Source organism: uncultured Microbacterium sp. (assembly GCF_937927635.1).
Classification (GTDB): domain Bacteria; phylum Actinomycetota; class Actinomycetes; order Actinomycetales; family Microbacteriaceae; genus Microbacterium.
On sequence record NZ_CALBRW010000002.1, the window covers coordinates 1 to 26123 of the forward strand.

Genomic DNA, 26123 nt, shown 5'->3' on the forward strand with positions numbered 1-26123 from the left:
ATCGGGAGGGTTGTCCGAGCGGCCGATGGAGCTGGTCTTGAAAACCAGTGGGCAGTGATGTCTCGTGGGTTCGAATCCCACACCCTCCGCTTCTGTTCGTGAAAGGCACCGTGTGAGCACCTCCCCCAGGCGACGCACCCCTGTCGCCCGTCATGGTCAGCTGCACTCGCCGAGCGCCGTCGGGCAGCTGCTGAAGCTCACCGGCATCGCGCTCGCCGTGCTGCTGGTCAGCGGCATCGGCGTGGGGACGTTCGTGGTCGGCGGGCTGCTGAGCACCGTCAGTGCCAACGCGGTGCAGCTGGACAATCAGAAGGAGCTTCCACCGGACATCGCCGCGTACAAGGGCGGCTTCGATCTTCTGCTGACGGGCGTGGACACCTGCGAACCGAAGTACGCTGACCTGTTCGGCAAGCGATGCACGGGCGCGGACGCCAACGGCACGCTCAACGACGTCAATCTGCTCGTGCACGTCTCGTCGGCACCGCGTCGCGTCACAGTGGTGAGCTTCCCCCGCGACCTGATGATCCCGATCCCTGCCTGCACGGATGCGAACAACCGAACCTACTCGGCCATGAGCAAGCAGCAGCTCAACGTCGCATACGAGCACGGCGGTGAGAAGGGCGGGCTCAACTGCGTGGTCAAGACCGTCTCGAGTCTCGTCGGCGGTGACGATATCGAGTTCGCCGCGAAGGTCACCTTCGGCGGCGTGATCGAGATCACGGATGCCATCGGCGGCGTGGACGTGTGCCTCGCGAATCCCATCAAGGATCGCTTCACCGGGCTGGACATGGCCGCCGGCGATCACACGATCGAGGGCCTGCAGGCGCTGCAGTTCCTGCGCACCAGGCATGGTGTCGGAGACGGCAGTGATCTGGGGCGCATCGGCAACCAGCAGCAGTACATGTCGAGCCTGGTGCGCAAGATGGTCAGCAGCGAAGTGCTGGGCAATGCCGGCACCATGCTGAAGCTCGCCGACACCGGACTGAACAACCTCGAGGCGTCCACCTCGCTGGCCAACCCCATCACGATCGCGCAGATCGCGCTGGCCATCAAGGACGTGCCGTTCGACGACTTCGTGTTCGTGCAGTACCCCACGATCGAGGACCCGGCCGACCCGAATCGCGTCGTCCCCGACAAGCGCAATGCCACCATCCTCTGGGATGCGATCACGGCCAACAAGCAGCTGCAGATCACTCACGAGAACACCGGCAATGACGGCGTGGTCGTGAAGGATCCCGGTCCGGGGACCCCGACGGCGAGCCCCACCGGAACGCCGACGGGCGCGCCGAGCGATGTCGTTGAGCTTCCCAGTGCGATCAAGGGGACCTCGGCCGCGCAGGTGACCTGCTCAAACGGCAACGTGCGGCGCTGAGGCTCGCCCGGTTCGCCGCACTCCGCGCGACCAGTTATGATTGCATGACGTGCTCGATTCCGGTCGGGCACATGGAGACGTCGCATAGTCAGGCCTAGTGCACCACCCTGCTAAGGTGGAGTCCTCGCAAGGGGACCGAGGGTTCAAATCCCTCCGTCTCCGCCAAAAGTATGAGCCCCGGGACGCAGTCTCGGGGCTCATACTTTTTGCTGTGGCGGGCGGTCGTTTTGGGCAACAGGGCCCCACGCGGCCGGAGGCTCCGCGCGCCGCCCTTCTCGCTCAAGGCGAGCCGACGTCGATGACGAGGCGGGGTGCGGAGTGGCCGCGAGGGACTCAAATCCCTCCGTCTCCGCCAAAAATCCCGAGATCGGACGAAGTCCGGTCGCGGGATCTTTTGCTGTGGCGGGTGGCACTCAGATCTGTGGCGTGTGGGAGGATGAAGCATGGCCGAGAACGAGACGCAGCAGGTGGCACCGGGGATCTACCAGCACTTCAAGGGCGCCCGGTACGAGGTCATCGCGGTCGGCCGGCACAGCGAGACAGAGGAGCCCCTGGTCCTCTACCGCAAGCTCTACGACGACTACAGCCACTGGGCGCGCCCGCTGGACATGTTCACGGAGCAGGTCGAACGCGACGGCTACAGCGGCCCGCGATTCGTGCGGATCGCGTAGCACGCCGCGACCCGCCGCGTGGCGTCAGCATGCGCCCGCGGGCAGGCGCCGGCGGCCGCCAGTGCGGCATCTAGGCTGGTGGCATGCAGCATCGCATCCTTGGCCGCACCGGCCGTGACGTCTCTCTCATCGGACTGGGAACCTGGCAGCTGGGCGCTGACTGGGGTGAGGTGAGCGAGGCCGACGCGCGGGCCGTGCTCGACGCGAGCGCAGCATCCGGGGTCACCTTCTTCGACACCGCCGACGTCTACGGCGATGGGCGCAGCGAGTCGCTGATCGGCGCGTGGCGTCGCGACCACCCAGATGCCGACCTCACCGTCGCCACCAAGATGGGGCGTCGCGTGGACCAGGTCCCGGGGAACTACGTCCTGGAGAACTTCCGCGCGTGGACCGACCGCAGTCGGCGCAACCTGGGCGTCGAGACGCTGGATCTCGTGCAGCTGCACTGCCCGCCCACCGCGGTGTACTCCGATGACGCCGTGTTCGACGCACTGGACACGCTCGTCGACGACGGGGCGATCGCGAACTACGGCGTGAGCGTCGAGCGGGTCGACGAGGCACTCACCGCCATCGCGCGACCGGGAGTCGCGACCGTGCAGATCATCCTCAACGCCTTCCGTCTGAAGCCTCTCGACCGCGTGCTCCCGGCCGCGCGCGAAGCCGGAGTCGGGATCATCGCCCGGGTGCCGCTCGCGAGTGGACTGCTCTCGGGCCGCTACACGCACGACACGGTGTTCGCCGCGAACGACCACCGCAGCTTCAACCGGCACGGGGAGGCTTTCGACCAGGGCGAGACGTTCTCGGGCGTCGATTACGACGACGGCGTGGAGGCTGCGCGGGAGTTCTCCGCACTCGCCGAGCGACACGGTCTCGCGCCGGCCGCAGCAGCCCTGGCGTGGGTCTCGCAGATTCCCGGCGTCTCGGCGGTGATCCCCGGCGCCCGCAACGTGTCGCAGGCGGAGTCGAACGCCGCCGCGGGATCCATCCCGGAGCTGGGGGAGGAGTTCACGGCATCCGTGCATGAGATCTACGACCGCCGCTTCCGCGAGGCCATCCACTCGCGGTGGTGAGTTTTTGAATCGCGCGACCGCGTGGCCCTTCACGGCATGGGCGCCGAGCGGTCTCCCGGCTCTCCTTCGCGCGCGGGCAGGCTCAGCACCAGGAGCGATGCCGCGATCGCGGCCATCCCCAGCCACCCGACCGCGGTGAGGCGCTCGCCGACGACGACCACGGCCAGCAGGGTCGCCACCGCAGGCTCCAGCAGCGTGACGGTGGTGGCCGTGCTGGCGGGGATGCGGGCGAGCCCGAAGCCGAACAGCAGATACCCCAGGAACATCGGCACCAGAGCCATGTAGGCCGCGACGGCGAACGACTGGGCGGAGGCGATCAGCGGAGCGCCGGTGAGCACCAGCACGGGCATCAGCAGCAGCCCGCCGAGCCCGAAGACGGCTCCCATCGCCGCGGAGCGCGGGGTTCCGGCATCCATCAGCCGGTGCGCGCCCCACGAGTACAGGGCGTACGTCGCGCCGGCGACCAGCCCGAGCGCCACGCCCGGGATGACGCCTTCGCCGCCGCCGGCTGTCCGGGACAGGATGAGGGCGGCACCGCCGCCGACGGCCAGCACGACCGAGAGGATCCACCGTGCGTCCGGTCGGCGCCTGTCGATCACGGCCTCGAGCGCGCCGGAGAACAGCGGAGCGGATGCCAGCGACACCACCGACCCGATCGCAACACCTGCCAGGTGCATCGACGCGTAGAACGCCAACGGGTACACGGTCACGGCCAGGCCCGCGGCGACGATCATGCCGCGGTGGCGGGCCAACGGCATCCGATTCGCCGCCACCGACCGCCAGGCGACGGCGAACTGCAGCAGACCGCCGATCCCCAGCGCCGCCGATCCGATCGCCAGCGGACTCGCCGAAGGCGCGAACGTCGCGGCGGTGCCCGTGGTGCCCCACAGCACGGAGGTGACGACGACGGCGAGGATGCCGGTGGAGCGGCGGCTCACCCTTGCCTGACCACGGACAGCACGTTGCCGGCGGGGTCGGTGAACCAGGCGATGTCGAGATCGGGCTGGGTCGGCTGGAATGCGCTCACCGCACCAGCATGCCCCCGGTCCGGCGCGGTGTCCATGGGCGTTGTGCTCCCGGGCAGATCGCCAGCCCCAGGTGTGACCCGCTCATCGACGGGGTTCGAGCATTGTCGCCAGCGAGCGCAGCGGAGCTTCCAGTCCCACGGACGGCTCCAGCAGCCACTGGATCTGCAGGCCATCCGATGCGGCGATGATGAGGGCCGCAAGGTGCTCGGCCGGCACGTCATCGCGCACGGTTCCGGCATCCTGCTCGGCCTTCAGCTCGGCGGTGAGCCTGGTGCGGATGCGCTCGAAGCGCTCGGAGAAGAATTCCTTGCCCACCTCGCTGCGTCTCTCCAGCGAGGCGGCGACCAGCGTCGTGTAGAGCTGCACGAGACCGGGGACGTCGACGTTGGCCATGGCGGCGGCGATCATCCCGTCGATGCCGGAATGCGTGGTGGGTCCCTCGGCTGCGGCCCGCTGCGCCTCGGCGTGCGCGTACACGGCGACCAGCAGCTGCTCGCGGGAGTCGAAGTAGTGCAGCAGCGCAGCGTGCGAGACGCCGATCGCCTCGGCGATCCTGCGCAGCGACGTGCCGTCTGCGCCGCGCTGGCGGAACACCTCGATTGCCCTGTCGAGGATCTCCAGGCGTCGCGCGACGCCCTTGGGGAGGGAGCCCTCCCGCCCGATAACCGGCTCCTGGTCGCGTGCCACGACTCCGATGCTACCCGTTCCAGAAAATAAAACCTCCACATGGAGGTTTGGTGCTATTCTCGACGCACACCGCAACGGTGCCCCGACGAAGACGTACGAAGGAACCTCATGCCCCAGCCCATCGCCTCTGTGCAGCTCTACTCGCTCGCGAAGGAGTTCTCGGCCGACATGCGCGGCTCGCTCGACCGCCTCGCCGCCATCGGATTCGCCAACGTCGAGGCGTTCGACTTCGTCTCCCGTCCTGCGCAGATCCGCGCTGCTCTGGATGCCAGCGGCCTGGCGTCCCCGACCGGGCACGCCCCGCTGCTCTCCGACGAACTGTGGACGCCGGACGGCGTCATCCCCACTCCCGAGCCGGATGTCGTGTTCGCAGCCGCCGCCGAGATCGGCATGTCGACGGTCTTCGAGCCGTTCGTGGCCCCGGAGCGCTGGCTCACCGAGGACGGCGTCGCCGACATCGCCGAGCGCCTGAACCGCGCTGCCGAGCGAGCAGCGACCTTCGGCCTGTCGGTCGGCTACCACAACCACGCGCAGGAGTTCGTGGCGTCGTTCGACGGGCAGAGCGCGTATGACCGCTTCGTGCAGCTCGTCGACCCTCGGGTGCAGCTGGAGCTCGACCTGTTCTGGGCGCAGACCGGCGGGCAGGACGTGCCCGCGATGGTGACGGCACTGGGCGATCGCCTGACGGCCGTGCATGTCAAGGACGGCCGCGTCCCGGTATCCAACCCCTGGGCTCCCGGCGCTCCGGAGTTCGGCTCCGACTCACTCGACCAGCGCCACGCCGGCACCGGCGAGGTGCTGCTGGCCGACGCGCTGCGCGCCGGCGACAGCATCCGCTACGCCGTCGTCGAGTACGACCGCGCCCCCGGTGACGTCTTCGACGACGTCGCGGCCAGCCTCGCCTTCCTGAAGGACGGCGGTTTCGTCGCATGAGCGCGCTGGGAGTCGGCATCATCGGGATGGGCGTCATCAGCGACACCTATCTGCAGAACCTCACCTCGTTCCCAGACGTGAAGGTGGTCGCCGTAGGAGACCTGCTGCCCGAACGCGCCGAGGCGCAGGCTGAGAAGTACGGGGTCGCATCGTGGGGGACGGCGGATGACGTGCTCGCGAACGCCGACGTGGAGCTCGTCGTCAACCTGACCATCCCCCGCGCCCACGTCGAGATCTCGTCGCGTGCCGTCGCCGCGGGCAAGCACGTCTGGTCGGAGAAGCCGTTGGGGCTGGAGCGCGAGGGCGTCGCGGAGATGCTCCGGGCGGCGGATGCCGCGGATGTGCGCATCGGCTCCGCCCCGGACACCATCCTCGGACCGGGCTTCCAGACCGCGAAGCGCGCGATCCTCGACGGCGTGATCGGCCGGCCGCTGTTCGTGAACACCGCGTTCCAGACGCAGGGGCCCGACATGTGGCATCCCGAACCCGCCTTCCTGTTCGCTGAGGGTGCCGGACCGCTGCTCGACATGGGCCCGTACTACTTCTCCGCGCTGGTGAGCCTGCTCGGCCCGATCGCCGGGGTCTCCGCGCGTGGCTCGCGCTCGCGGACTGAGCGCGAGATCCGCACCGGCCCGCGCGCTGGCGAGACCTTCCCCGTCGAAGTGCCGTCCACGGTGCAGGTGCTGACGAGCTTCGAAGCCGGCCAGCACGGCACGCACCTGCTGAGCTTCGACTCGGCGCTCGAGCGGCACGGCATCGTGGAGATCCACGGCACCGAAGGCTCGATCGTGCTGCCAGACCCGAACCAGTTCGACGGGCGCATCGCCTACGTCAAGCCGCTCGGCGTGCTGCGTGACGGGATGTCGTTCGAGCAGGAGTGGATCGAGATCCCCTCGCAGGGCACCGTGACCGGACGCGGCCTGGGCGTGCTGGACATGGCCCGCGCCATCGCCGAGGACCGCCCGCACGTCGCCAGCGGTGAGCTCGGCTACCACGTGCTCGACGTCATGCTCTCGGCGCAGGAGTCCGCGGCGACTGGTCAGTACCTTGAGATCGAGAGCACCGTGGCGCCCGTGCCGCTGCTGGCGGACGGGTTCGACCCGTTCGCGGCGACGCGCTGACATCCACGAGTCATGCCGCCTGCGGGATCGGTGACCCGGCTCACCCGTCGAGTCGCAGCAGCACCTTCGCGGCCTCGGGTGTCGTCGCCATCCGGAAAGCCTCCTCGGCGTCGTCGATCGCGAACTCGTGGGTGATCACGGCGGAGACGTCGAGGCCCTCGGCCAGCATTCGGATCGCGGTGTCCATCTCGTCGGCGAAGCGGTAGCTGCCGCGGTAGTCGATCTCCTTGGTCACGATCCCGGCGATGCTCGCCTCGATCGTGCCCGCCCGCAGGTTGCCCGCCTGCACGATCACGCCTCCGGGGCGGGTCGCATCGATCACGCCGCCGAGGGCGGCCGCTGCACCGGATGCTTCGATGCTGACGTCGACGTTCGAGGGGAGCCGTTCGCCGAGGCCGACGTTCACGACCTCGTCCGCACCCATCGCCGTCGCCACGGACAGGGCGTGCGTCGACACATCAGCCCCGATGACGCGTGCGGCGCCGGTGTGCTTGAGAGCTGCGATCGCAAGGGAGCCGATCGGGCCGCATCCGTTCACGAGCACCGTGCGGCCCCGCACCTCGCCGGCGCGGGTGACCGCGTGCAGGGCCACCGACAGCGGTTCGACGACTGCACCGATGCGCAGTGAGACGCCGGACGGCAGCATCCGCACCTGGTCGAGCCTCACCCGGCGCAGCGTCGAGAACCCGCCCTGCTCGTGCGGGGTGACCGCGGCCGAGCCGAAATAGCGCACGACGGGCCACAGGTTCGGACGCTCCGCCGCACCCGGCCACGCGGCGGGCTCGCCCACGCGCGTTGCCGGGTGCACGGTGACCGGCGAGCCGACCTCGAGGCCGGATGCCGCGGCCTCGGCGGCGATGTTCGCACCGATCGCCGCGACCGTGCCGGAGACCTCGTGACCCAGGATGAGCGGATCGCGCAGCACGGCCGTGCCGGACGCCCCGTGCTTCCAGTACGAGAGGTCGCTGCCGCAGATGCCGCCGTACGCCATCGCGATCAGCACGTCGTCGTCGCCGACGACGGGTGACTCGACCTCCGTGACGCGGAGATCGTTCGCGGCGTGGATCATGACGGTCTTCATGGGGTTCCTCTCATGGGAGTGGCGCAGTCGGGGGAGTGCGCGATCAGGACAGCTGGTCGATGAGCGACAGCACGCCCACCGCGAACACCGCGATCGAGGACAGTGCGAGCCACACGGTGAACCACTTGCCGTCGGCGACGCGCTTGTCGATCTGCTTGGCGCGCAGGTACCACGTAGCCACGACGATCGCCATCAGGAAGATCGCGTTGCCGATGCCGGCGATCACGATCATCAGGAACGGCGACTGGATGAACAGGTAGAAGATCGCCCAGGTGATCGGCAGGATCACGACGAGGGCCTTCAGCCACCGGTTGCGGCGGTCGACGTCACGCCAGTCGAACGCACCGAAGATGGCGAGGGTGTTCGCGACCTGGCGGGCGAAGCCGGGGATGTTCGCCATGGCGGTCTTGAACAGGGTCAGCGCGACGCCGATCAGGAAGATCCACCGCGTCCACTCGCCGAGCGTGTCGGTGAAGATCCGGGCGAGCACGTCGAACATGTCGGTGCCGGAGGGCACCAGGTTCTGCGGGTTGAGCACAGCGGCGCCGAGCACGTAGAACGCGACGGTGGAGATGGTGTAGATGATCCACGAGATCATCGCGTCCTTCTTCATCACCGACATCCAGCCGCGTGCGCGCTTGACCCAGGCCTCGGAGCCGTCGTTGGGTCCGGTGAAGCGGGCGTAGCCCTTCTCGACGCACCAGTACGAGTAAGCGGTGATCTCGCCTGCGCCGACGCCGGTCATGCCGAACATCGCCAGCGCGATGCCCATCGTTCCGAGCGGGATCTGGAACAGCAGTCCCTCGCCGAGGTCGGCGGCCGACCACGCGAACGGCGTGAACTGCACGCCGAAGACCATGATGATGACCAGGAGGGTCACGATCGCGACCATGACGGTGGCGACGCCTTCGATCAGCGAGTACTTGTTCGTGATCTGGATCGCGATCGCGATCGCGACGAGGATGGCGAGCCAGATGCCGACGGACACGGGCGAGAACGGGTCGCCGCCGACGGGCACCAGCATGCTCATCGCGAGCGCGGCGCCGCCGATCACGCCACCCTGCCCGATGACGATCTGCAGGAACATCAACAGGCCGATGTACGAGATCCAGCCTCGGCCGAACAGCTTCGGCGGGACGTCGTTGTAGCCCTCCATCGAGGCGCGGCCGGTCGAGATCGACCAGCGTGCGATCTCCACCTGGATGGCGACCTTGACGAGCGTCGAGACCAGGACGATCCACAGCAGCACGAAGCCCGCCTGTGCGCCGAGGGCAGTGGCGGTGATCAGCTCCCCGGAGCCGACGACCGCGGCGCTGGTGAGGAAGCCGGGGCCGAAGTAGCGCAGGCTGCTCCTCCAGCCGCGTGGCGGCTCCTGGATGTCTGCGACATCGAGGATGTACGGGTCGCGCGGTTGCGTGGGTGCTGCTGTCATCGATGACATGTCGTCGCCTCTCTCGGCGGTCGGGGTCGGAGAGCCTCGCGTTCACATCATCATCTCTGATCCGCTGCGCGAGGTGTTCGATGGAGTGTAGCAAGCTTGTATACAAGTACACAAGCGGTGATCGCCCGTGGATGCCGTCGTGCGGGCAGTGCCGTCCGCCGGGGCTAGATTGGAACCCGTGCGCACACCTCGACCCCGGCCCGAGAGCAGAGCCGCGCTGCACGCCGAGCTGCGCCAGCGCATCATCTCGCTCCAACTCGTCCCCGGGTCGGCGCTGAGTGAGAATCAGCTCGCCGATGACCTCGGCGTCAGCCGCACTCCGATCAGGGAATGCCTCATCATGCTCCGCCAGGAGGGGTTCGTCGAGGTGATCCCCCAGGTGGGCACCTTCGTCTCCCGGGTCGACCCGCACCGCGTCGCGGACGCGCAGTTCATCCGGGAGGCCGTCGAGACCACGGGGCTGCGACAGGTGGAGCATCCGCTCGACCCTCAACTCGTCGACAGGCTCAGGCGCAATGTCGAGCGTCAGCAGGGCGTGGCGACCGACGTACCGGCCTTCGTCGCGCTCGACGAGGACTTCCATCGGGGGCTGCTGGCACTCTCAGGACACGAGAGCGCCTGGCAGGCCATCGCCTCGGAGCGTGCGCACCTCGACCGCGCGCGGCGCCTGGGGCTGGAGGAGGTCACGCCGGCCCCGTACATCGCCGAGCACGGCGCGATCCTGGATGCCGTCATCGACGGCGATCTCGACAGAGCGATCGCGCTCCTGCAGGCGCACGTGCGTGCGGTCTTCCGCGACATCGAGCGCGTGCAGAAGCGGATGCCCGACGTGTTCACCGTCCCCGGGATCAGCTGACGCCGCTTGGGCTGACCCGCCTCAAGCCTCGCTCAACTCCCTCGCCCCGGCCGCACCGCTCCGATACCCTCGACTCATGCCATCCGCGACAACGCAGTCCACCAGACGCGAGGCTTTCGGCTCCCGGAACGTCTTCATCCTCTCCGCGATCGGATCGGCGGTGGGGCTGGGCAACATCTGGCGGTTTCCGTACGTGGCATACGAGGGCGGCGGCGGCGCGTTCCTCATCCCGTACCTGTGCGCGCTGCTGACCGCAGGCATCCCCCTGCTGTTCTTCGACTACGCGATCGGCCATCGCTTCCGCGGCTCCTCGCCGCTGGCGTTCCGCCGCATGCACCGCGCCGCCGAGCCGTTGGGATGGTGGCAGGTGCTGATCTGCGTGGTGATCGCCACGTACTACGCGGTGATCATCGCGTGGGCGGCCATGTACACCTGGTTCTCCGCGCAGATCTCGTGGGGCGCGGGCAATGAGAACGACTTCTTCTTCACCGACTTCCTGCAGATGGGGGACGTCAAGCACGGCATCTCGACGACGTTCGTGCCGCAGGTGGGCTATCCGCTGATAGCCGTGTGGGTGGTCGTGGTCATCATCATGGCCCTGGGCGTCAAGCGCGGCATCGGCCGCGCCAACGTCGTGCTCATGCCGCTGCTGACGGTGATGTTCGCCGCCCTCGTCGTGCAGTCGCTGTTCCTTCCCGGTGCGGTGGACGGCCTGAACGCCTTCTTCACGCCGAACTGGAAGGCGCTGGCCGACCCGGGTGTGTGGGCCTCGGCGTACGGGCACATCTTCTTCTCACTGTCGGTGGCGTTCGGCATCATGGTCACCTACTCCTCGTACCTCAAGCGCAAGACCGACCTGACCGGCTCCGGCCTGGTCGTGGCGTTCGCCAACTCCGGCTTCGAGATCCTCGCCGGCATCGGCGTGTTCGCCGCCCTCGGGTTCATGGCGCAGGCGCAGGGCACGGATGTCGCGCACACCGCCACAGCGGGCATCGGCCTGGCCTTCGTCGCCTTCCCGACCATCGTCTCCCAGGCCACCGGCGGCTCGATCATCGGCGTGCTGTTCTTCGGCGCCCTGGTGTTCGCCGGCATCACCTCGCTGATCTCCGTGCTGGAGGTCGTGGTCGCGGCTCTGCAGGACAAGCTGGGCTGGGGCCGTGTCCGCACCACGCTGGTCGTGTCGATCCCCGTCGCGCTGATCTCCATCGCGATGTTCTCCACCACCACGGCGCTCGCCGTGCTGGACACCACCGACGCGTTCATCAACGCCTTCGGCATCATGGCCGTCGCCCTGGTCGCGGTGATCCTGGTGGCCTGGATCCTGCACAGGCTGCCCGTGCTGCGCGACCATCTCAACCGCCGCTCCAGCTTCACCGTCGGCTGGTTCTGGATGCTGCTGGTCGGCGCCCTCGCACCGGTGGTGCTGGGCTACCTGTTCGTCAGCGAGATCATCGCCAAGATCGACGCACCCTACGGTGGTTATCCGGGCTGGTTCCTGTCGATCTTCGGCTGGGGGATGGTCATCTCCCTGGTCGTGCTGGCGATCCTGCTGTCGCTGCTGCCGTGGAGCCGGCGCTCGCGCGCCAAGGACGACCCGGAGTATGACGACTTCCTCGTCGAGGAGGCCTACGCGCCGGACGCCGAGACCGGTGCGGTCCGGATCCCGGATGCCGCAGGCAGAGCGGATGCAACGATGAAGGGAGTCCGGTCATGACCCCCCTCGCCGTCGTCATGATGATCATCGCCATGGTCACGGTCTGGGGCGGACTCGTCGCCGGCGTTATCAACCTCGCCCGGCATCCCGAGGTCGCCGAGGCCGAGCCGGAGCCGCCCGCCGAGCTGTAGGCCGCGCGTCGTCGAGACGTCACAGCGGAATACTCGGGCCCCGCTCCTGTTGTCACGAGCATGACAACTCTCGGAATCATCGGTGCAGGGCACATCGGCAGCCAGGTCGCACGCGCGGCCGTCAAGGCAGGCTACGACGTGGTGATCGCGAACTCGCGCGGGCCAGAGACCCTTGCGGATCTCGTAGCCGAGCTGGGCGACCATGCCAGGGCCGCGACCGCGGCGGATGCCGGTGCCGCCGGCGATGTGGTCGTGGTGACCGTGCCGCTGCGTGCACTCGAGCAGATCCCCGTCGAGCCCCTGGCAGGCAAGATCGTGCTGGACACCAACAACTACTACTACGAGCGCGATGGCCACATCGACGCGCTCGACAAGGGCGAGACCACCACCTCGCAACTGCTGCAGCAGCACCTGCCCAGCTCGAAGGTCGTGAAGGCGTTCAACCACATCCCGTCCGCCGACATCACCACCGATGTCGCCCCTGCGGGCACCCCGAACCGCCGCGCGCTGGCGACGGCGAGTGACCACGCGGACGCCGTGGAGTTCATCACCCGGTTCTACGACGAGCTCGGGTTCGACACCGTCAACATCGGACCGCTCAGCGAGTCGTGGCGCGTCGAGCGCGATCGTCCGGCCTACGTCGTGCGGCAGAACGCCGACGAGCTGAAGGCCAACCTGGCGATCGCCAACCGTCTGCCCTGAGCCGGTCGGATGGCGCGGGATTCAATGCCGCGCCATCCACTCCGTCACACGTGCGATGGTCCGCCCGAACGCGGGTTCCTCCGGGCGATTGAGGTGCCCGTGCGTCGTGTCCGGCTCCAGCGACACGTCCGTGGCGATGCCGGCATCCGTCAGCGTCGCGGCGAACGCCTCACCCGAGACCCGCAACTCGTCCACCTCGCTGTTGACGATGATCGTCGCGGGGAATCCCGCGACGTCGGATGGCGTCGCCAGCCCTGGCACAGCGGCCAGGGGCGCGTCGTCCGCGTGCCCGCCGAGGTACGTCTCGTACATCGCCCGCACTGCTGACGGGCCGAACACGTCGGCCGCTGGATTGGCATCCAGGGCGGCTCGCAGTCCGGCCGGCGGTGCCGGTTGCGCCGCCAGCAGCGTCGGATACGCGAGGATCACTCCGGTCGGGATGGGAACGGATGCCGTGGCAGGCGCGTGACCGAGCATCCGCAGCACTGCGCCGGCGACGATGTTCGCGCCAGCGCTGGCGCCGCCGATGAAGAGACGCTCGGCGCTGTCGGCCCCGTCGACGAGCCACGACCAGGCTGTGAGGACGTCGTCGGAACCCGCGGGGAACGTCCGCGAACCGTCTTCGCCCACCAACGCGTAGTCCACGGACACGACGGCCGCGCCGTGCGCAGCGACGGCCCGGGACACGGCATCCGCCTCCGGCATGTCCAGGCCGCCATGCACGAAGCCGCCGCCGTGCGCCCAGAGCAGCGTGGTCCCCCGCAGCGAGCCGTCGGACGCGGGATAGAGGCGGACGAGACCGTCGAGCTCGGTGCGGGACATGGTTCAAGGATGGCACCGGTTCATGCGGAGAACTGGCCGATGTCGATGGCTGGTGGTTGAATCCAGACATGGTGCTGGAGAGGGAGACCGGCCTGGAATCCTCGCGCGTCGCCGATGCGCTGCGCGAGGACATCATGCTGGGCAGGCGCCAGCCCGGCTCACGGCTGATCGAACGCGACATCGCGGCTGAGCTGCATGTCTCCCGTCTCCCGGTGCGGGAGGCGATCAGGGCACTCGTCGCCGAGGGCATCGTGGTCTCGACGCCGCGCAGCTGGGCCGTGGTGCGGGAGTTCTCCGTGCAGGATCTGCAGGACTTCGCCGAGGTCAGATCGGCCATGGAGACCCTCGCGTTCGTGCTGGCGACCCAGCGCGCAGATGAGGCGGGCTTCGCGCGCCTGGAGGCGATCATCGACGAGGAGGATGCCGCGGCGGCCTCCGGCGATGCGGGCGCCTCGCGCACGGCATCCGCCATGTTCCACATCACCGCGGTGGAGCTGGCGCACAATGCCATGCTCTCCGAACTGGCGGCCTCGCTCGTCACGCGGTTGCGCTGGCTGTTCGGGCAGCACGACGCGCTGGCGGAGATGGCCGTGGCGCATCGGGACATCCTCACGGCCATGCGAAGGAGAGACATCGGCGCCATCTCGAACATGATTCCCGCGCATCTGGCCGCGGGTCGGGCAGCGGCCGAGGAGCGGCTGCGGGCTCGCCAGGGCGATGCCCGCTGACTTCACTGCCGAACGTCGGCGGCTGCCGGTACGCTCGGTTCGGGAGGTGCTCGTGGGACGCACGACGGATGCCATCGGCGAGGGTGTCGCGATCGCCACGGCGGCGGCACGGCTGGCCGTGAAGAACCAGATCCTGGTCGGCACGATCGCGCGCGGCGGCACGTTCGAGATCGACCATTACATGGACGTCGCCCGCAGAGAACTGAAGCACATGGCCAAGGAGTCCGACGAAGAGGCGGACCGGCTGGACAAGCTGCGCAAGCGCGCCAAGGGGCGCCACTCCGACCCGCACGGCACGCACGACTATCGCGATCGCGACGTGCGCAACCTGCGCCGCCGCGCCAAGCAGTCCACCGGCGTCGCCGACCGGCTGCGCAGGATGACCGATGAGCCCGACTCGCTGCGCGCGCTCGTGGAGGAGGCTCGGGTCGCGGCGTGGGGCGACGTGCGCGGCAACCTCGACCGCCGACTGCGGGTCGAGGGCATGCGCCCCGATCAGGATCCGGATTACGACCGCATGCGCGAAGCGCGGATGCAGGCCCTGAAACTCGTCGACCTGCAGGCGCTCTCCTCCGAGCGACGCGCGCGCCGCAAACGGGAGAAGGCTGCCGAGAAAGCGGCCGAGAAGCAGGCCGCCAGATCCGAGCGGAGCACCCGTCGCGAGGCGCGACACGCGGGAGATGCGTGAGGGCTCGGCCCGATTTCGCGTCGTGCCTGGCGGTGCTGTAGGCTGTTCCCTGGCCCGCTGAGCGGGACATGCGCCTGTAGCTCAATGGATAGAGCATCTGACTACGGATCAGAAGGTTGGGGGTTCGAGTCCCTCCAGGCGCACACTGTGTTGAGACAGTGCTGAAGGCCCCTCCTCGGAGGGGTCTTCTTCTGTTTCAAGCGGTTCGCCGCCGTGGCGGTGGCGGTTCTGACCGGTCTCAGCTGTGCAGGCTGTGCAGCGCCGGGTCGCGCTCGGCGAACTCCGCCGCCGTGTCGATGAGCACTTCGCGCATGGCCGACACGGCCACGCCGGGCGTGACATCCGAGCGGCGTGCGAGGATGACTGTCCTGGTCGGCTTCGCCGACAGGCGCGCCGAGCGCAGCAGCGGCCGGTCGGTGAGCGCCATCGCCGGCACGACGGCGACGCCCAGCCCCTGCTCCACGAAGCGCAGCACCGCATCCATCTCCGGACCCTCCAGCACGGGCACCGGAGTGAGTCCCGCAGACCGGAATGCGGCATCCGTCGTCGCCCGCAGGTCGTAACTGCGATCCAGCGCGATCAACGGCAGGGCTGCCAGCTCGGCCATGCCGATCGAGGCGCCCTCGTCGATCAGCGGCTGCGCGGCGGAGGTGACCACCACCAGCTCCTCCGCCAGCAGCGGCATCCTGCTCAGCGTCGCGCCTGGCAGGGGACGGGCATCGGATGCCGTGATCAGTGCGATGTCGAGCTGACCCACCGCGAGCTGATCCGCGAGAGTGCGTGATCCGGCCTCGGCCAGATGCAGGTCGACACCCGGATGCGCGGCGTGGAACGCGCTGATGGCTTCGGCGACCAGGCTCACGCACAGTGTGGGCGGCGCTCCCAGTCGTACCCGCCCACGGCGCAGGCCCGCCAGCTCGTCCATGTCCTCGCGGATGGCGTCGGCCTCGGCGAGAATGCGCTGGGCCCGCGGCAGCAGGGTGTCGCCGGCGGGCGTGAGCGAGATGTGTCCGCGCGCGCGGTGCAGCAGAGCGGCACCCAGTTCGCCCTCGAGTGCTGCGATCTGGCGGCTCAGCGACGGCTGCGTCAGATGAAGCGCCTCGGCGGCCCGGGTGAAGTGACCCAGACGTGCCACTTCCACGAAGCCGCGCAGCTGATCCAGGTTCATGGCCTCACGCTAGCGCCGCCTGCGGGTATCTGCGACGACGTAGGCTGGAGGGGTGACTGCGTACGTCTCGGCCTTCGATCTGTTCTCCATCGGAGTGGGGCCCTCGAGCTCCCATACCGTCGGCCCGATGCGAGCCGGAGTCGACTTCGCAGCCCGGCTCGATGCGGAGGGCCTGCTGGATCGCGTGACGCGCGTGACCTGCGAGCTGTTCGGCTCGCTGGGCGCCACCGGCCTCGGGCACGGCACGCCGGATGCCGTGGTCTCCGGCCTGCAGGGGCTGCGCCCCGAGACCTGCGATCCCGACGACGTGCGCGAGGCGTGGCAGCGCTGGCCCGAGGGGAAGCAGCTGAACCTGGCAGGCCGGCATCCGATCGACTTCGCCAAGGACGACGTCGTCTTCACGCCGCGTACTCGCCTGCCGGGGCATCCGAACGCGATGACCCTGCGCGCCCTGGATGCCGCGGGCGAGCCCGTGCTCGAGCAGATCTACTACTCGATCGGCGGCGGCTTCATCCGCCGCGACGGCGAGGAGGCCAAGCTCACCGTCGCCGAGCAGCCGTACCCGTACGACAATGCGGCGGAGCTCATGGAGCTGTGCGACGAGAACGGGCTGACCATCGCCGAGATCGCGCGACTGAACGAGACCGCGATCCGCAGCGAGGAGGAGGTGGCCGCCGGACTGGACGCCATCTGGGACGCCATGCGCGCCTGCGTCGAGGCGGGCCTGAACACCGGCGGCATCCTTCCCGGCATCCTCAAGGTCAAGCGCCGCGCCTCCGACATCCGCGAGCAGCTCGAGTCCGTGGAGTCCGACGGACACGCGCAGGTCCCGGGCGAATGGCTGGGCGCGTTCGCGCTGGCCGTCAACGAGGAGAACGCCGCCGGCGGCCGCGTCGTCACCGCTCCCACGAACGGTGCCGCGGGCATCCTGCCGGCCGTGGCCATGTACTGGTGGCGGTTCCTGGCCGACTCGGGTCTCGGCGTCGGCAACGCCGTCACCCCCTACGGCGAGCTCGTCGGCAGCGCGCTGCTGGGGTTCGGCGCCGAGGCCTCGCTGGTCGCGGTCGGCGCCATCGACGATCCCGACGTCATCGCCGAGGCCAACCGGCGCCGCGGCATCCGACGGTTCCTGCTGACCGCCACCGCGCTGGGGTCGCTGTTCAAGGCCAACGCGTCGATCTCCGGAGCCGAGGGCGGATGCCAGGCCGAGGTCGGCTCGGCGTGCGCGATGGCTGCCGGCGGCCTGACCGCCGTGATGGGCGGCACGACCCGGCAGATCGAGAACGCCGCCGAGATCGCGATGGAGCACCACCTGGGCCTGACCTGCGACCCGATCGGCGGGCTCGTGCAGATCCCGTGCATCGAGCGCAACGCCGTCGCGGCATCCACGGCCGTGACCGCCGCGCGCCTCGCGCTGCGCGGCAACGGCGAGCACTTCGTGTCGCTGGATGCTGTGGTGGAGACCATGCGTCAGACGGGCCTGGACATGTCGACGAAGTACAAGGAGACCAGCGAGGGCGGCCTCGCGGTCAACGTCATCGAGTGCTGAATCCGGCCCCGTAGGCCGGAGGCACGGCCGACCTGCGTGCCGAGATCACCCCACTGCCGACACGACTCGACAGGGAGGCGTCGCGCATCATGCGCGGGCCTCGCGAACAGACCGGGTAGCGCCCTCAGGCCCGCTCGGTCGGGCGCCGACGGGTCGCCGAGATCACGTTCACTCCGCGCTCGCGCAGTCCGCGCACCTCGGCGGCGGGCAACGCGGCATCGACCAGCACATCGTCGAACGCGGTCAACGGCAGCAGGGTGTGCATCGCGCGGCGGCTGAACTTGGTGTGGTCGGCCATCAGCACGCGTCGTGCGGAGGAATCGAACATCGCGCGCTTGACGTCGATGGTCTCCAGATTCTGATGGAACGCGATGTCGTCGGTGATGGCCGCGGTCGACAGCAGGCACACATCGGCGCGCATGCTCGCGATCATCGTCGTCGCCTGGCGGCCCATGAACGAGCTGCACCAGTTGTAGTACTGGCCTCCGATGCCGATCAGCGTGATTCCGTTCACATCGTTGAGCTGGCGCATGATCGTCAGGGTGTTCGTGATCACGGTCAGCGGGCGCTTGACGGCAAGATGCGGCACCAGGTGCATGGCCGTGGTGGAGTCGTCGAGCATGATCGACTGGCCCGGCTCGATCAGCTCCAGCGCAGCCAGCGCGATGGCCTCCTTCTCGCGCCCCTCCCGGTTCGCGCGGTACACGTCGCTGGACTCGACCAGTGACGAGGCGACGGCCGTGGCGACTCCACGGCTCTTGCGCAGCAGCCCACGGGTCTCCAGCTCGTCCAGGTCGCGGTGCACCGTCATCACGCTGATGCCGAAGCCCTCCGCAAGGGCCTCGATGCGCACAGAGCCCTCGGCCATGACCCTTTCGGCCATGGCCTGCTGGCGCGCGGCCTGTCGGTTCTGGCGCGCGCCGACCTGCTCTGAATCTGTCATCGGCGTTCCATTCCCCCCGCTGCTTCCTCGATCATATTCAGCAGCGAAGCCGGATCATGAGCGAATCGGCCCAGGAACAGCCCGTCCACGCTGCTGCCGAGCGCGCGCAGCACGCCGGGCTGCGCGCTGCCCCCGTAGATGACTCTCACGGTGGCGCGCGGCGCGCGTGCAGTCAGCCACTCGCGCAGGGTGGCGGTGACGACCGAGACGTGCGCAGCCGGGGCGGGGTCGGGGCGACCGATCGCCCAGACCGGTTCGTAGGCGATGATGATCTCGCCAGTGCAGGCTGCTGCGTCGGTCAGCGCGAGAGAGACCTCCAGCTGCCGCGTGCACGCGGCCACGGCGTCCTCGGTCGGCCCCTGCAGCTCCTCGCCGATGCACAGCACGGGCACGAGCCGGTTGCGCAGGGCGGCCTGCAGCTTGGCCGCGACCAGCTCGTCGGTCTCGCCGTACAGCTGCCGTCGCTCGGCGTGCCCCACCTCCACCAGCGTGCAGCCGATCTCGGCGAGATCGCTGCCGCTGATGGCGCCGGTGCGCGCACCGCGGTCCACGGCATCCAGATCCTGTGCGCCCCAGCGGATCGGAGTTCCCCTGAGGATCTCGGCGGTGGCGGGCACCGCGGGCAGTGAGGGCAGCACGAACAGCTGCACAGCGCCATCACGTACAGCAGGCACCGACCGGGTCGAGTCTGCGACCTCGCGCGCCCACCGGGTCGTCTGCTCGACGCTCATGTAGAGCTTCAGGCTGACGCCGAGGATCACAGGGGAGTCAGGGGCAGCCTGGGCTGCGTCATCCACAGCTGCCCGTGGACTCGTACTGGTCGAAGATCGCGACCTTCGCCGCCGAGGCCGAGGCGGGGTCGAACCGGTAGCCGAGCCATTCGCGAGCCAGCCGCCGAGCGAGTTCCAGCCCGATCACGCGCTGGCCGAACGTCAGCACCTGAGCATTGTTGGAGAGCACGAGTCGCTCCACCGAGAACGAGTCGTGGGCGACGGATGCGCGGATGCCGCTGACCTTGTTCGCCGCCATCGCGACGCCCATGCCGGTGCCGCAGATGAGCAGGGCGCGGTCGGCCTTGCCGTCACGCACGAGCTCGGCGGCGGCGATCCCCACCCGGGGGTACGGCGTGTGCCCGTCGGCATCCACTCCCACGTCGGTCACGACGCTCACGCGAGGGTCGGCCTCGAGGTCCTTCTTCAGGGCCTCCTTGTACTGGTATCCGGCGTCATCGCAGCCGATGACGATCCGCCACTGCTGATCGGCCATGCTCTCCTCATTCCTTGATGGAGCGGATGCACTCGAGCACCGCGTCCATTGCCATAGCGAACGACACCGCACCGGGATCGGGGGTGCCGAGACTCTTCTCCATGTGCGGGCGTGCGCGGCCCATGCGCGGAAGCAGATCGGCGGTCGCGGTGGCTGCGGCCGTCGCGGCCTGCGTCGCCGCCTGCCAGCCCTCGACGGTGCCGGCACCCGCAGCGGCCTGCTCCGCAAGCGCGTGCGCGAAGGGGACCAGTGCGTCCACGAGAGTCTTGTCGCCGACCTCGGCCCTGCCTGCTCGCTGCACGGTCTCCCGCGCGGCATCCACAGCGCGCGCCAGCGTCGCGGCGTCGGGAGCCGCTTCATCGCCCAGGACCCCGCCCGCGGCCCGCAGCCCGGCGCCCCACAGCGCCCCGGAGGTTCCACCGGCCCTGTCCGCCCAGGCGTCACCGGCCAGTGCCAGCACCGTTCCGGCTCCGGCGTGCGAGGCGGCTGCGGTCTGCGCGGCCTCGTCGGCCGCGTGCGAGCCGCGCTGCATCCCGATGCCGTGGTCGCCGTCGCCGGCGATGGCATCCAGGCGGCCCAGTTCGTCGACCTCGCGGTCGATCATCTCGCGGATGGAGTGGATCGCCGCGGCGGCCACCTCACCCGTCGCTCGGGCGGAGTCGCTGCCGGCCGCTGCGATCTCGACCGTGTCGGTGGGAGAGTCATCGACGACGGCGTCGGGCGTGGGAGCGTCATCGGCGACGGATCCCTTGCGGTAGCCGGGCGCCTGCGCGCCGGCCCGCCATGCCTGCTCGAGCTCGTCGTCGAGCCAGAAGAGAGTCAGTGAGATGCCCGCCATCTCGAAGCTGGTGGCATACTCGCCGACCTCGGGCTCGACCACGGTGACGCCGGCGGCGGTCAGCAGCGGGGCGACCTCGCCGTACAGCAGGAACAGCTCCTCGGACTTGATCGAGCCCAGGCCGTTCAGGATCACGCCGACCCGCGCGCCGTCTGCGCCTGCGACGTCGTCGGGCAGCTCGGCCAGCAGCGCGTCGACGAGGAACGATCCCAGCTCGCGGGCGGTGGGGACGGGGCGGATGTCGATCCCCGGCTCGCCGTGGATGCCCATGCCCACGGCCATCTGGCCCTCGGGAACGGTGAACAGCGGCTCTGTGGCGCCGGGCAGCGTGCAGCCGGTGAACGCCACGCCCACGGAGCGGGTGCGGTCGTTGGCGTGCGCGGCGAATGCGGCGACGGCATCCAGATCCCTGCCCTGCTCGGCAGCCCAGGCGGCCGCCTTGAAAACGGCCAGGTCACCGGCGATTCCACGGCGCCTGTGCCGCTCGTCGGGCGAGGCGGAGTAGATGTCATCGGTCACGGCGACCGTGCGCGTGGGGATGCCATCGGCGATCAGGCGCTCCTGCGCCAGATCGAAGTTGAGAACGTCGCCGGCGTAGTTGCCGTAGCTCAGCAGCACGCCGCCGGTTCCGGCGACGGAGCGTGCGACGGCGTGCACCTGCTGGGTGCTCGGCGAGGCGAAGATGTTGCCCATGGCTGCGGCGTGGGCGAGACCGGGACCCACCAGGCCCGCGAAGGCGGGGTAGTGTCCGGACCCGCCGCCGATCACGACCGCGACCTGGCCGTCGGGGGTGGCAGCACGGCGTGCGACGCCGCCGGTCACACGACGCACGGTGTCGGCGTGGGCGGTCACGAATCCGGTGGCGGACTCGTCGGCGAAGGACGCCGCGTCATTCAGGATGAAGCTCATGGGTGCTCCTGCAGGTATGTGCCGGCCGGGCGCGGACGCCCGGCCGGCACGATGGTTCATTCGGCGAGGGTGAACGGCGCCGTCATCTTGGCGACGTTGTCCTTCGTGATGAGGATGCAGTCATAGGCCTGCTTCTCGGTCTTGGGCTCGGTGCCGTTCTTCAGGAAATCGTCGGCCATCTTGACGGCGTCCTTCGAGAACACGGCGACGGGCTGCAGAACCGTGTACGCCAGCTCGCCGGCGTTGATGGCTGCGACAGCATCCGGGGAGCCGTCGAATCCGCCGACGACGACGCCGTCCAGTCGGCCGGCCTCCTTCATCGCGGCGATCGCGCCCAGCGCCATCTCATCGTTGCCGGAGATCACGCCGTTCAGAGTGGCGTGCGCCTGCAGCAGCGACTGCATCTTGTCGTGGCCCTTGGTGCGGTCCCAGTCGGCGACCTCCTTGCCCACCTGCTTGAGGTCGGGGTACTGGCTGATCACGGTGTTGTAGCCGTTGGAGCGGGTCTGGGCGTTGTTGTCGGACGGGGATCCGAACAGCTCGACGTAGTCGCCCTTCTCGTTCATCAGCTTCACCCACTCCTGAGCGCCGAGTGCGGCGCCCTGGGCGTTGTTGGAGACCAGCTGGGCCTTGGCCAGGCCCGACTGGTTGATCTCGGCGTTCACCAGGAACACCGGGATGCCCGCGGCATCCGCCTTCTTGACGGCGGCGATGGAGCCGTCGGCGTTGGCGGGGTCGAGGATGATGGCCACGGACTTGTTGGAGATCGCCGTGTCGATCAGCGTGTTCTCCGTGTTCGTGTCGCCCTTGTGGGCGCCGACCGTCGTCTTGTATCCGAGGTCCTTCGCGGTGGCGGCCGCGATGTCGCCCTCCGTCTTCCAGTACGGGTTCGACGGGTCGTTGACGATGATCGTGATCAGCCCGCCTGCGGTGTCCTTGGTGGGGGTGTCCGCGGACGGAGTGCTGCTCGACGAGCATCCGACCAGGCTGAGCACGAGACCACCCGCTACTGCGAGGGCGGCCAGAGCCTTCTTGCCAATCATGTGCTGTGTCCTTTCAGAGTTGACTGCATCTTGAATTTCTCAATGGGCTCCCCGCATGGCGGCGGGCGAGTGATCGGCGCCGCTCAGGCGGCGACGGGAGCGCGCTCGGCGGTCTTGGGACTGGGTGCCTCGGGAGTGCTGGACTTGCGGGCCCTGCGACGACGGCGGTACTGAAGGCTGTTCAGCAGCACCGCGACCACGATGACCGCGCCGATGAACACCATCTGCCAGTAGGCGGAGACGCCCACGATCACCAGTCCGTCGGACAGGAAGCCGATCACGAACGCGCCCAGCAGCGTGCCGCGGACGTTGCCGCTTCCACCCATCAGCGACGCGCCGCCGATGACGACCGCGGCGATGGCGGTCAGCTCGTAGGTGTTGCCGGCGGTGGGGCTGGCGCTGGTCAGCGTCGAGGCGAGGATGAGCCCTGCAATGGCGGCGCAGATGCCGGAGACCACGTAGACCCACACCTGCACCTTGCGCACCGGGACGCCGGACAGCTCTGCGGCGCGTTCGTTGCCACCGGAGGCGTACAGCCAGCGGCCGAACCGGGTGCGGCCCAGCAGCCAGCCGAGGATGAGGGCCACGACCACCATGATCAGCACGCCGATCGGGATGTTGAACACGCGGTTGAAGCCCAGCCAGTCGATACCGGTGTTGCCGAGCTCGGGCTTGCCGGCGAGGTTGTTGATGGTGAGGCCGTTGGTCATCAGCAGCGCCGCGCCGCGCACGACGTACAGCATGCCCAGTGTCGCCACGAACGGCGCCACCTTGAACCGCGCGACCAGCACGCCGTTGATCACACCGACCAGTGCTCCGACAGCGCAGGAGATCAGCACGACGACGGGCACGCTGGGGTACAGCGTGACGCCGAAGAGGTTGATGGGCACGCCCTGCAGCAGATAGCCGCCGACGACGGCGGAGAAGCCGAGGGTCGAGCCCACCGACAGGTCGATGCCGGCGTTCAGGATCACCAGCAGCATCCCCATGCCGAGCATGGCGTAGATCGCCACGTGGGAGGCCATGATGAGCAGGTTGTTCAGCGTCAGGTAGTTCGGCGAGAGCAGGGAGAACACCACGATGATGAGGATGAGCGCCAGGAACGCCCGTCCTTCCAGCAGCAGCTTGGTCAGCGAGAACTGCTTCTTCCTGTTGGCGATGAGTGTTGTTGTGGTTGTCATCGTTAGATCCGTTTCTGGAAGGCTTACGCGGCGGCGGCTTCGCCGGAGGCTGCCATGATCATGTCTTTGGTGACGTCGGGCGCGAACTCGGCCGAGATCCGGCCGCGGCGCATGACGATGATGCGGTGCGCGATGCTGAGGCATTCGCCCACCTCGGAGGTGGAGTACACCACGGCGACGCCGGTGCGGGCCTTCTCTGCCAGCAGGCCGAACACCTCCGCCTTCGCACCGATGTCGATACCGCGGCTGGGCTCGTCGAGCACCATGACCCGGGGATCGGTCGCCACGATCTTGCCGATGACGACCTTCTGCTGGTTGCCGCCGGACAGCGCGCCGATCGGCAGATCGGGGCCGGGCGTCTTGACCGTGACCGCGCGGATCAGGTCGTTCGCGCGGGTGCGCTCGGTGCTGCGGGAGATCATCCCGTTGCGCAGGTTCCTCGCCAGGCTCGCCAGCGTCAGGTTCCGCCCGATGCTGAACGTCTGCACGAGGCCGTCGCGCTGGCGGTCCTCGGGCACCAGGCCGACACCGGCATCCAGCCGCTCGGCGATCGAGTCCTGCAGGATGGAGCGTCCCTCGAGCAGGATGTCGCCGCCGGCCACGGGCTCGCGGCCGGCGATGGCCTCCAGCAGCTCCGTGCGCCCGGCGCCCATCAGTCCGTAGATGCAGACGATCTCCCCCGCGCGCACCTGCAGGTCCATCCCGTCGACGACGGCGCGCTCCGGGTTCTCGCGATCCACGACGGTGAGTTTCTCGACCGACAGGACGACCTCGCCGAACTCGTAGCCCGTCGGCGGGTTGCCGAGGTCGAAGTTGTCGCCGACCATGTTCCGGACGATCCACTCCAGATCGATCTCGGAGCGCTCACCGTGCGCGGTCATGTTCCCGTCTCGCAGTACGACCGCGAAGTCGGTGACCTCCAGCGCCTCCTCGAGGTGGTGGGAGATGTAAACGATCCCGACGCCCTTCGCCAGCAGGTCGCGGATGATGCCGAAAAGCACGGCGACCTCGGCGGCCGCGAGCGCGGAGGTGGGCTCATCCATGATGAGGATGCGCGAGTTGACGGACAGCGCGCGGGCGATCTCGATGATCTGCTGCTGTCCGACTCGCAGGTCCTGCACGAGGGTGTCCGGGGCGATGGACAGCTGCATGTCGTCGAGCAGCTGCTGCGTCTGCCGCGTCTCCTCGGCGAAGTCCACTCCGAACGGGCCGGTGATCTCACGACCCATGAAGATGTTGTCGCGCACCGACAGGTTGGGTGCGAGGCTGAGCTCCTGGTGGATGATCGAGATGCCACGGTCCCTGGCGTCGTTGGTCGACGCGAACGAGACGGGTTCGCCGTCCAGCACGATCTCGCCGGAGGTGGGCTGCTCCACGCCGGAGAGGATCTTCATGAGCGTGGACTTGCCGGCGCCGTTCTCACCGAACAGCGTGGTCACTGCACCGAGCCGGACCGTGAAGTTCACGCCCTTGAGCGCGCGCGTTCCGCCGTAGGTCTTGACGATGTCTCGCGCCTCGAGCACGACGGGGTTGTCGGTGACGCTCATTTCACGCTCACCGCAACCGGGGTCACCAGCCAGGACTTCGGGTTGATCAGCGTGAACGCACCCGTGACCTCGATAGTCTTGCCCTGCAGGGAGGCCGCGTCGATGTCGGAGAGCACCTTCTTCTTGAGCTCTTCGTTGATCGCCGCGGCGGCGTTCTGATAGTCGATCTGGTTGGTGAACTGACCGAACTTGATGTCGCCCGTGGCGTCGCGCAGGTCGGTGCCGTTGATGGCCGGCCCGGTCTGCACGCGGATGGCCAGGTTGTCGGAGGAGACGCCGTCGACGTTCACGGCGTAGATCCCGGATGCACCCTCGCCGACGACCCCGGTAAAGGTCACGCTGTACACGGGGCCGCCAGAGCTCTGCACGGCGAACTCGGATGCGGCCTTCGCCGGGTCTGCGGCGATGGCCTCGGCCAGGGTCTTGGCGTCCGCCGCGTTCTTCTCGACGGCCTTCTGCACCTTGGGGAAGTTCTCGGCGCCGTAGGTGTCGGGATTGAACGACCCGGCCTTCTGCGCCGCCGGGTTATCGTTGCTGACGACGCGCGTTCCGAGGACCAGGAAGGCCAAGACGACGACGGCCACGATGATCCACACGACGCGCTTCGTTCCGGGGCTCATGCCCCGGGTCCCGG

Annotated in this window: 26 protein-coding genes and 3 tRNA genes; 15 read left to right on the top strand and 14 right to left on the bottom strand. The window is 68.8% G+C overall.

Features of this window, described 5'->3' with window-relative positions; genetic code table 11:
- The first annotated feature begins 4 nt into the window (after window positions 1-4).
- From Q0568_RS00130 to Q0568_RS00150, 5 genes are all read left to right on the top strand, one after another.
- Window positions 5-89 (top strand) — tRNA-Ser (locus tag Q0568_RS00130).
- A 23-nt stretch (window positions 90-112) separates the two neighbouring features.
- Complete coding sequence (locus Q0568_RS00135; protein ID WP_298860298.1) at window positions 113-1372, top strand: LCP family protein; 1260 nt, start codon at window positions 113-115, stop codon at window positions 1370-1372.
- 73 nt (window positions 1373-1445) lie between these two features.
- A tRNA-Ser gene (locus Q0568_RS00140) sits at window positions 1446-1537 on the top strand.
- A 278-nt stretch (window positions 1538-1815) separates the two neighbouring features.
- Complete coding sequence (locus Q0568_RS00145) at window positions 1816-2043, top strand: DUF1653 domain-containing protein (RefSeq protein ID WP_298860301.1); 228 nt, start codon at window positions 1816-1818, stop codon at window positions 2041-2043.
- 83 nt (window positions 2044-2126) lie between these two features.
- Window positions 2127-3113 carry an aldo/keto reductase gene (locus tag Q0568_RS00150; RefSeq protein WP_298860303.1) on the top strand — a complete coding sequence of 329 codons (987 nt, stop codon included), beginning with the start codon at window positions 2127-2129 and terminating at the stop codon, window positions 3111-3113.
- A gap of 29 nt (window positions 3114-3142) precedes the next feature.
- Here Q0568_RS00150 and Q0568_RS00155 read toward each other — a convergent pair whose 3' ends face one another.
- A complete protein-coding gene (locus tag Q0568_RS00155) occupies window positions 3143-4051 on the bottom strand; it encodes an EamA family transporter (RefSeq protein ID WP_298860306.1) in 909 nt (302 codons plus the stop codon).
- Window positions 4052-4222: 171 nt separating this feature from the next.
- Window positions 4223-4828, bottom strand: coding sequence for a TetR/AcrR family transcriptional regulator (locus Q0568_RS00160; RefSeq protein ID WP_298860309.1), 606 nt, complete (start codon window positions 4826-4828; stop codon window positions 4223-4225).
- A gap of 108 nt (window positions 4829-4936) precedes the next feature.
- Between Q0568_RS00160 and Q0568_RS00165 the strand changes: the two genes are divergently transcribed.
- The gene (locus Q0568_RS00165) at window positions 4937-5761 is read left to right on the top strand and encodes a sugar phosphate isomerase/epimerase (RefSeq protein WP_298860312.1); all 825 of its coding nucleotides are present in this window, start codon (window positions 4937-4939) and stop codon (window positions 5759-5761) included.
- On the top strand, window positions 5758-6882 hold the full coding sequence (locus tag Q0568_RS00170; RefSeq protein ID WP_298860315.1) for a Gfo/Idh/MocA family oxidoreductase: 1125 nt from the start codon (window positions 5758-5760) through the stop codon (window positions 6880-6882). Before Q0568_RS00165 ends, Q0568_RS00170 begins: the two co-directional genes overlap by 4 nt.
- A gap of 40 nt (window positions 6883-6922) precedes the next feature.
- Here the strand turns inward: Q0568_RS00170 and Q0568_RS00175 are convergent, their stop codons facing one another.
- Window positions 6923-7963, bottom strand: a complete 1041-nt coding sequence (locus Q0568_RS00175; protein WP_298860319.1) for an L-idonate 5-dehydrogenase — start codon at window positions 7961-7963, stop codon at window positions 6923-6925.
- A 43-nt stretch (window positions 7964-8006) separates the two neighbouring features.
- Window positions 8007-9404 carry an Nramp family divalent metal transporter gene (locus Q0568_RS00180; protein WP_298860323.1) on the bottom strand — a complete coding sequence of 466 codons (1398 nt, stop codon included), beginning with the start codon at window positions 9402-9404 and terminating at the stop codon, window positions 8007-8009.
- A 178-nt stretch (window positions 9405-9582) separates the two neighbouring features.
- Here Q0568_RS00180 and Q0568_RS00185 point away from each other — a divergent pair, with 178 nt between their 5' ends.
- The 4 genes from Q0568_RS00185 (at window position 9583) to Q0568_RS00200 (ending at window position 12807) form a co-directional block, all read left to right on the top strand.
- On the top strand, window positions 9583-10260 hold the full coding sequence (locus Q0568_RS00185; protein WP_298860327.1) for a GntR family transcriptional regulator: 678 nt from the start codon (window positions 9583-9585) through the stop codon (window positions 10258-10260).
- Window positions 10261-10336: 76 nt separating this feature from the next.
- A complete protein-coding gene (locus Q0568_RS00190; protein WP_298860330.1) occupies window positions 10337-11974 on the top strand; it encodes a sodium-dependent transporter in 1638 nt (545 codons plus the stop codon).
- A complete protein-coding gene (locus tag Q0568_RS00195; RefSeq protein WP_298860333.1) occupies window positions 11971-12105 on the top strand; it encodes a methionine/alanine import family NSS transporter small subunit in 135 nt (44 codons plus the stop codon). The genes Q0568_RS00190 and Q0568_RS00195 overlap by 4 nt, the downstream gene beginning before the upstream one ends.
- Before the next feature lie 60 nt (window positions 12106-12165).
- Window positions 12166-12807, top strand: coding sequence for an NAD(P)-binding domain-containing protein (locus Q0568_RS00200; RefSeq protein WP_298860335.1), 642 nt, complete (start codon window positions 12166-12168; stop codon window positions 12805-12807).
- Between the two features lie 21 nt (window positions 12808-12828).
- Here Q0568_RS00200 and Q0568_RS00205 read toward each other — a convergent pair whose 3' ends face one another.
- Window positions 12829-13629: an alpha/beta hydrolase fold domain-containing protein gene (locus Q0568_RS00205; protein WP_298860340.1), complete on the bottom strand. Its 801-nt coding sequence runs from the start codon at window positions 13627-13629 to the stop codon at window positions 12829-12831.
- Window positions 13630-13697: 68 nt separating this feature from the next.
- On the opposite strand from Q0568_RS00205, the gene Q0568_RS00210 reads away from it, so the two are divergent.
- The 3 genes from Q0568_RS00210 to Q0568_RS00220 all read left to right on the top strand — a co-directional run bounded on the left by Q0568_RS00210 (window position 13698) and on the right by Q0568_RS00220 (window position 15188).
- Window positions 13698-14357 carry a GntR family transcriptional regulator gene (locus tag Q0568_RS00210; RefSeq protein ID WP_298860343.1) on the top strand — a complete coding sequence of 220 codons (660 nt, stop codon included), beginning with the start codon at window positions 13698-13700 and terminating at the stop codon, window positions 14355-14357.
- Window positions 14358-14409: 52 nt separating this feature from the next.
- Window positions 14410-15045, top strand: coding sequence for an asparagine synthase (locus tag Q0568_RS00215; protein WP_298860346.1), 636 nt, complete (start codon window positions 14410-14412; stop codon window positions 15043-15045).
- A 70-nt stretch (window positions 15046-15115) separates the two neighbouring features.
- A tRNA-Arg gene (locus tag Q0568_RS00220) sits at window positions 15116-15188 on the top strand.
- Window positions 15189-15283: 95 nt separating this feature from the next.
- Here the strand turns inward: Q0568_RS00220 and Q0568_RS00225 are convergent.
- Complete coding sequence (locus Q0568_RS00225) at window positions 15284-16213, bottom strand: LysR family transcriptional regulator (RefSeq protein ID WP_298860349.1); 930 nt, start codon at window positions 16211-16213, stop codon at window positions 15284-15286.
- Window positions 16214-16265: 52 nt separating this feature from the next.
- Between Q0568_RS00225 and Q0568_RS00230 the strand changes: the two genes are divergently transcribed.
- A complete protein-coding gene (locus tag Q0568_RS00230; protein ID WP_298860352.1) occupies window positions 16266-17762 on the top strand; it encodes an L-serine ammonia-lyase, iron-sulfur-dependent, subunit alpha in 1497 nt (498 codons plus the stop codon).
- A gap of 124 nt (window positions 17763-17886) precedes the next feature.
- Here Q0568_RS00230 and Q0568_RS00235 read toward each other — a convergent pair whose 3' ends face one another.
- The 8 genes from Q0568_RS00235 to Q0568_RS00270 all read right to left on the bottom strand — a co-directional run bounded on the left by Q0568_RS00235 (window position 17887) and on the right by Q0568_RS00270 (window position 26109).
- On the bottom strand, window positions 17887-18705 hold the full coding sequence (locus Q0568_RS00235) for a DeoR/GlpR family DNA-binding transcription regulator (RefSeq protein ID WP_298860355.1): 819 nt from the start codon (window positions 18703-18705) through the stop codon (window positions 17887-17889).
- Window positions 18702-19502: a triose-phosphate isomerase family protein gene (locus Q0568_RS00240; RefSeq protein WP_298860358.1), complete on the bottom strand. Its 801-nt coding sequence runs from the start codon at window positions 19500-19502 to the stop codon at window positions 18702-18704. Before Q0568_RS00240 ends, Q0568_RS00235 begins: the two co-directional genes overlap by 4 nt.
- Window positions 19495-19971 (bottom strand): ribose-5-phosphate isomerase, encoded by a 477-nt coding sequence (locus Q0568_RS00245; protein WP_298860360.1) that lies wholly within the window; start codon window positions 19969-19971, stop codon window positions 19495-19497. Before Q0568_RS00245 ends, Q0568_RS00240 begins: the two co-directional genes overlap by 8 nt.
- Before the next feature lie 7 nt (window positions 19972-19978).
- Window positions 19979-21718, bottom strand: a complete 1740-nt coding sequence (locus tag Q0568_RS00250) for a dihydroxyacetone kinase family protein (protein WP_298860362.1) — start codon at window positions 21716-21718, stop codon at window positions 19979-19981.
- A 56-nt stretch (window positions 21719-21774) separates the two neighbouring features.
- Window positions 21775-22761, bottom strand: coding sequence for a D-ribose ABC transporter substrate-binding protein (locus Q0568_RS00255; protein WP_298860368.1), 987 nt, complete (start codon window positions 22759-22761; stop codon window positions 21775-21777).
- 83 nt (window positions 22762-22844) lie between these two features.
- A complete protein-coding gene (locus tag Q0568_RS00260) occupies window positions 22845-23942 on the bottom strand; it encodes an ABC transporter permease (protein ID WP_298860371.1) in 1098 nt (365 codons plus the stop codon).
- A 23-nt stretch (window positions 23943-23965) separates the two neighbouring features.
- On the bottom strand, window positions 23966-25489 hold the full coding sequence (locus Q0568_RS00265) for a sugar ABC transporter ATP-binding protein (protein WP_298860374.1): 1524 nt from the start codon (window positions 25487-25489) through the stop codon (window positions 23966-23968).
- Complete coding sequence (locus tag Q0568_RS00270) at window positions 25486-26109, bottom strand: DUF2291 family protein (protein ID WP_298860377.1); 624 nt, start codon at window positions 26107-26109, stop codon at window positions 25486-25488. The genes Q0568_RS00265 and Q0568_RS00270 overlap by 4 nt, the downstream gene beginning before the upstream one ends.
- Between the last annotated feature and the right edge of the window lie 14 nt (window positions 26110-26123).